We start from the raw sequence: 1,954 nt of genomic DNA on the forward strand, positions 1-1,954 counted from the left end.
GACGCCCTCGCCGAGCACCTGCACCGGCAGCTCCGGCCCACCGGAGACGGGACGGTGGCGCAGGCCGCCGCGGCGGGCGTCGCCGCCGACGAGCCGATCGCCATCGTCGGGATGGCCTGCCGCTATCCCGGCGGCGTGAGCAGCCCGGACGAGCTGTGGCGGCTGGTCTCCGACGGCACGGACGCGATCAGCGACTTCCCCACCAACCGGGGCTGGCCCCTCGACCGCCTCTACCACCCCGACCCGGACCACCCCGGCACCACGTACGCCCGACACGGCGGGTTCCTGCACCACGCCGACGAATTCGACAACGACTTCTTCGGCATCAGCCCCCGCGAGGCAGCAGCCACCGACCCCCAACAACGGCTCCTCCTCGAAACCGCCTGGGAAACCCTCGAACGCGCCGGCATCGACCCCGACCGCCTACGCGCCACCCCCACCGGCGTGTTCACCGGCGTCATGTACAACGACTACGCGACCCGGTTCCAGCAGGTGCCGGAGGGATTCGAGGGCTATCTGGGTAACGGCAGCGCCGGCAGCGTGGCCTCCGGACGCCTGGCGTACACGCTCGGGCTGCAGGGGCCGGCGGTCACCCTGGACACGGCCTGCTCGTCGTCGTTGGTCGCCACGCACCTCGCCATCCAGTCGCTGCGCAACGGGGAGTGCAACCTCGCGCTGGCCGGCGGGGTCACCGTGATGGCCACCCCGGGCACGTTCGTCGAGTTCGCCCGGCAGCGAGGCCTGTCGGCCGACGGCCGCTGCAAGTCCTTCGCCGAGGGAGCGGACGGCACCGGCTGGGGTGAGGGCGCCGGCCTCATCCTGCTGGAGCGGCTGTCGGACGCCCAGCGCAACGGCCACCACATCCTCGCCGTCATCCGCGGCTCCGCGGTCAACCAGGACGGCGCCAGCAACGGCCTCACCGCCCCCAACGGACCCGCGCAGGAACGGGTCATCCAGCAGGCCCTGGTCAACGCCCGACTGGCTCCCACCGACGTCGACGCCGTCGAAGCCCACGGCACCGGCACCAACCTCGGCGACCCCATCGAAGCCCAAGCCCTCCTCGCCACCTACGGCCAGGACCGCGACCAACCACTCTGGCTCGGCTCGATCAAATCCAACATCGGCCACACCCAGGCCGCCGCCGGCGTCGCCGGCATCATCAAGATGGTCCAGGCCATCCGCCACGGCGTCCTACCGAAGACCCTGCACGCCGAGCGGCCGAGCAGCCGGATCGACTGGACGGCCGGCGCGGTCGCCCTGCTCACCGACGCCCAACCCTGGCCCGACACCGGTCACCCCCGCCGGGCCGGCGTCTCGTCGTTCGGCATCAGCGGCACCAACGCCCACGTGATCATCGAGCAGGCACCGGCGGGCGACCGGCCGCCGTCCGAGGCGGGGCCCGTCCCCGCCGTGGTGGACGCCAGGCTGGCCGCGCTCACCGGCCCGGACCGCACACCGCCGGGCGTGCCGCTGCCCTGGTTGCTCTCCGCGAAGACCCCGGCCGCGCTGCGCGACCAGGCGGCCCGCCTGATGGCGTACGCGCAGGCGCACCCGGAGATCGAGCCGGCGGCGGTCGCGGCGGCGCTGGTCACCGGGCGGGCCGCATTCGCCCAGCGGGCGGCGGTGCTGCCCGGTGCCGAGCCGGTCGACGCGCTGCGGGCGCTCGCCGAGGACCGGCCGCACCCCGCCCTGCTCCAGCACACCGCCGCGCACCACGGCCGGGTGGTGTTCGTGTTCCCCGGCCAGGGCGGACAGTGGCTCGGCATGGGCCGCGAACTCGCCCAACACAGCCCGGTCTTCGCCGCCCACCTCGACGCCTGCGCCACCGCACTACGCCCCTACGTCGACTGGGACCTGCACACCGTCCTACACGACGACAACCCCGACTGGCTCACCCGCGTCGACATCGTCCAACCCGTCCTGTTCGCCGTGATGACCGGCCTCGCCGCCGTGT

Annotated in this window: 1 protein-coding gene; it reads left to right on the top strand. The window is 73.7% G+C overall.

The features are described 5' to 3' along the window. Positions 1–1,954: type I polyketide synthase (locus LQ51_RS02835; protein ID WP_046563055.1), on the top strand; the 1,954-nt coding region annotated here is incomplete at both ends.

This window comes from Micromonospora sp. HK10 (assembly GCF_000982955.1).
GTDB lineage: Bacteria > Actinomycetota > Actinomycetes > Mycobacteriales > Micromonosporaceae > Micromonospora.